Source organism: Saccharopolyspora sp. 7B (genome assembly GCF_020177435.1).
Taxonomy (GTDB): Bacteria; Actinomycetota; Actinomycetes; order Mycobacteriales; family Pseudonocardiaceae; genus Saccharopolyspora_C; species Saccharopolyspora_C gregorii.
The window spans coordinates 1-3,521 of the sequence record NZ_JAIUKC010000129.1 but is presented as its reverse complement, the minus strand read 5'-3'; the positions used below and the strand labels follow the sequence as shown (position 1 = coordinate 3,521).

The 3,521-nt window shown below is 75.0% G+C and carries 1 protein-coding gene and 2 pseudogenes; all 3 read right to left on the bottom strand.

Annotated elements, in window-relative coordinates; translation table 11 throughout:
- Window positions 1-370, bottom strand: a pseudogene (locus tag LCD33_RS20125) (hypothetical protein); the annotation flags it as partial.
- On the bottom strand, window positions 367-1,644 hold the full coding sequence (locus LCD33_RS29450) for a glycosyltransferase family 4 protein (RefSeq protein WP_224978144.1): 1,278 nt from the start codon (window positions 1,642-1,644) through the stop codon (window positions 367-369). The gene LCD33_RS29450 and the pseudogene LCD33_RS20125, both read right to left, overlap by 4 nt.
- Window positions 1,645-1,656: 12 nt before the next feature.
- Window positions 1,657-3,521 (bottom strand): annotated as a pseudogene (locus LCD33_RS20115) (heavy metal translocating P-type ATPase); the annotation flags it as partial.

Genomic DNA, 3,521 nt, shown 5'->3' with positions numbered 1-3,521 from the left:
TTCTCCGGGAAAGCACTTTAGTGTAGCGAATCCCGTGCGGAATCGAGACGATGGGTGCGTCGATCTCGACGAGGCCGCCGAGGTTCGCCGCGAGGGCGAGGTCGAACCGGGTCAGCAGCGCTTGTTCCCAGCTGATGAGCGGGATGCCGCGTTCGGCGAGCATGCGGTGCAGCCCGTCGGGGAACGGGTCGGAACCGTTCCACGTGTAGCTGAGCTGCACCCGGAAATCGCCTTCGAACACCGGCAGCACGTCCAGCAGCCGGGTCATCGCGGTGACGTTGTGCACGACGACGAGCACGTTCTTGCGCGGTGTCACGGTGCGCCACCGCGCCGCGTGCCTGCCGATGGTGCGGGACAGCCCGTCGCTCACCCCGTCCTCCGTTCCTCTGCCCCGACACCGTAACCGTTGGCGCGCAGGAACCGGATCACCGCGAGCCGGTGGTCGAAGTGGACGGTCGCGGCCATCGCGGCGCGGCGCATCCGGGCGCGGGCGGCGGGAGTCAGTTCGAGCGCCCGGGTGAGCGCGGCGGCGAGCGAGGCGGGATCGGCCGGTTCGGCGCTGAACCCGGTGTGCCCATCGGTGATCTGCTCGGCCAGCCCGCCGGCTCGGGTAGCGACGACGGGAGCCGCGCCCGCGGCGTGCGCTTCCAGCGGGATGCGGCCGAAGGGTTCGCTGCGCGAGGGCACGATCACCCCGCGCAGCTCCGGGCGGGTGAGCAGCGAGCGGATCCGCGGGTCGAAGTCGCCCAGGAAGACCGCGGGTACGCCGGTGGCGCGCAGCTCGGCCACCAGCCGCTGCTGGAAGCGGGTCCGGCCGGGGCCCTCGCTCACCGCGGCGAGCACCAGCGCGGGCGGGCGGCGCCGCCGCACCAGGGCGAGCGCGGCGATCAGGTCCTGGAACCCCTTGTACGGTTCGGCCCTGCCGAACGACAGCAGGAAGCCGTTCCGCAGGTTCGGATTTCCCAGCACGACGCGGTCCGCTCCGGGCGGGAGGAGTTCGGCGGCGGGGCTGGGCCGGTCGGCGTCGGTGAGCCCGTCGGGCAACGCCACCAGCGCGGCGGGCGGAACGCGGTAGTCGGTGCGCAGGTGCTCGGCCATGAACCGGGAGATCCAGCCGATCCGGGCGCCTCGCCGGACGGCGCTGAGCAGGCAGTGGCGTTCCCAGCGCGTCCGGGCGAGGTCCTGCGGCTGGTGCAGCATTCCGGTGGACCGCGGCACCAGCACCAGCTGCACCTGCTCCGGCGCGGTCTCGGCGAGGCCGAAGAACGGCACGTCGAACGCGATGCACAGGCAGCTCTCCCCGCGGCGCCCCACCTGGTCGCGGAGCACCTGACCGGCGGCCGCGGCCAGCGCCCGGAAGTTCGCCACCCCGCCGAAGCGGTCGGTGCCGGAGGTGCCGTTGTCGAGCGGATGCACCTCGGCGCGGGCGAGGACACCGGCCAGGTCCTGGGGTTCGTGCTCCCGGTGCTCCGGGCTGTCCGGTGCGAGCCGGACGGGGAGCAGCAGCAGTCGCACGTCCGCGGGCAGCACTTCGGCCAGCACGCGCAGGAACGCGCGGTTGGCGGCACCGGCTCCCGTCCCGTGCCCGTAGTAGCCGTCGTGGATCAGGACGGCCACGGTGGAAGCCGGTGCACTGGTGATCACCCGGTCATCGTGTCAGCGCCAGGCGCCCGACCGCAGCAGGCGGAGGCCGTTGAGCCCGACGAGGACGGTCGAACCCTCGTGCCCGGCGACGCCCAGCGGCAGCGGCAGGTTCCCGGCGAGGTCCCACACCACGAGGACGGTGATGAACGCGCCCGCGATGACCAGGTTCTGCCGCACCAGGCGCCGCGCTCGCCGGGACAGGTCGACGAGCTTGCCGACGGCCGCGAGCTCGTCGCGCACGACCACGACGTCGGCGGTCTCCAGGGTGAGGTCGGCGCCGGCCCGGCCCATCGCGACCCCGGTGTGCGCGGCGGCCAGCGCGGGCGCGTCGTTGACGCCGTCGCCGAGCATCAGGGTGCGGTCACCGAGTTCGGCCACCGCGGCGACCTTCTGCTCCGGCAGCAGCCCGGCCCGCACCTCGCGCAGGCCCGCTTCGGCCGCGACGCGGCGCGCGGCCGGTTCGTGGTCCCCGGTGAGCAGCACGGGTTCGGTTCCGGTCAGCTCGCGCAGCGCGGCGACGGCCTCGGCCGCGTCGGAGCGGAGCCGGTCGCTGAGCCCGAGCACCCCGGCGCGGTCCCCGTCCACGGACACCACCACGGCGGTGCGGCCACCGGCTTCGACCTCGCCGACCGGGCCGGTGCGGTCGGCGGGGCGGGCGAGCTCGACGCGCCTGCCGTCCACGGTGGCCGCCACGCCGTGGCCGGGGGTGGCGTGGAAACCGGTGGCGGCGGGGACGGCGAGCCCGCGGTCGCGCGCGGCGGCGACGACGGCGCGGCCGAGCGGGTCCTCGCTGAACCGCTCCGCGCCCGCGGCCGCGGCGAGCAGCTCGTCCGCGGAGCGGCCGGGCTCGACGCGGATCTCGGTGACCCGCGGGGTGCCCTCGGTGAGCGTGCCGGTCTTGTCCAGCGCGACGCGTCGCACGTCGGCGAGCCGCTCCAGCACCACCGCGGACTTCACCAGCACGCCGCGCCGCCCGGCGTTGGCGATCGCGGACAGCAGCGGCGGCATCGTCGCCAGCACCACCGCGCACGGCGAGGCGACGATCATGAAGGTCATGGCGCGCAGCAGCGCGTCGGTCGGCGTCGAGCCGAACAGCAGCGGGACCCCGAACACGGCGAGCGTCGCCAGCACGACGCCGACCGAGTAGCGCTGCTCGACCTTCTCGACGAACAGCTGGGTCGGTGCCTTCGCCTCGCTCGCCTCGGCGACCAGCGCCACGATGCGGGCGATCACCGACTCGGCGGAGTCCCGGGCGACGCGGACCCGCAGCGCGCCGGAGCCGTTGAGGGTTCCGGCGAACACCTCGGACCCGGGGGACTTCGCGGCGGGCACCGGTTCGCCGGTGATGGTGGCCTCGTCGACCTCGCTGCCGCCGTCGAGGACCTCGCCGTCGGCGCCGATGCGCTCACCGGGGCGCACCACGATCTCGTCGCCGACGAGCAGGTCCGCGGCGGGCACCCGCTCCTCGGCGCCGTCGCGCACCCGCACCGCGGTGTCCGGGGCGAGGTCGAGCAGCCCGCGCACGGAGTCCTCGGTGCGGGCGGTCGCGTACGCCTCCAGCGCGCCCGAGGTCGCGAAGATGACGATGAGCAGCCCGCCGTCGCGCACCTGGCCGATTGCGGCGGCGCCGATCGCCGCGACGATCATCAGCAGGTCCACGTCGAGCGTGCGCTCGCGCAGCGCCTGGAGACCGGCCCAGGCGGGTTCCCAGCCGCCGGTGGCGTAGCAGACCAGGTACGGCAACCACATCGCCCACCACGGGCCGCCGCCCAGGTCCACGGCGAGGCCGCGCAGGAACGCGACCAGCGAGGCCGCGGCTCAGCGGGCTTCGGGGAGGCTGACCGGGCTTCGGCGCCGGGACGCGGGGGCCGCAGCGG